The following is a 268-nucleotide window of genomic DNA, read 5'->3' as shown; positions in this document are numbered from 1 at the left end:
CAGGCTGGTGGATTTTTCACAACGAATCCCGCCAGTACAGAACATGGCAATTTTTTTGTCTTTGGCATCGCTGAGATTTTTTTCCACATAGTCTGGAAATTCACGAAAAGATTCGGTTTTGGGATCAATGGCATTTTTAAACGTGCCCGCCTTGTATTCATAGTCGTTGCGAGTATCAATTAACAGCACGTCATTCTGCTGAATAAATTGATGCCATTCGTCCGGTTCCAGATAATGTCCCACCTGTGAACGTGGTTCAACCTTAACG

Annotated in this window: 1 protein-coding gene; it reads right to left on the bottom strand. The window is 42.9% G+C overall.

Features of this window, described 5'->3' with window-relative positions; genetic code table 11:
- The coding region (locus tag RYX56_RS22740; protein WP_317124172.1) for a rhodanese-like domain-containing protein at positions 1–268 on the bottom strand (268 nt) is incomplete at both ends.

Source organism: Alkalihalophilus lindianensis (genome assembly GCF_032843265.1).
Classification (GTDB): domain Bacteria; phylum Bacillota; class Bacilli; order Bacillales; family Bacillaceae_D; genus Alkalihalophilus; species Alkalihalophilus lindianensis.
This window is presented reverse-complemented; position numbering and strand designations above follow the sequence as displayed.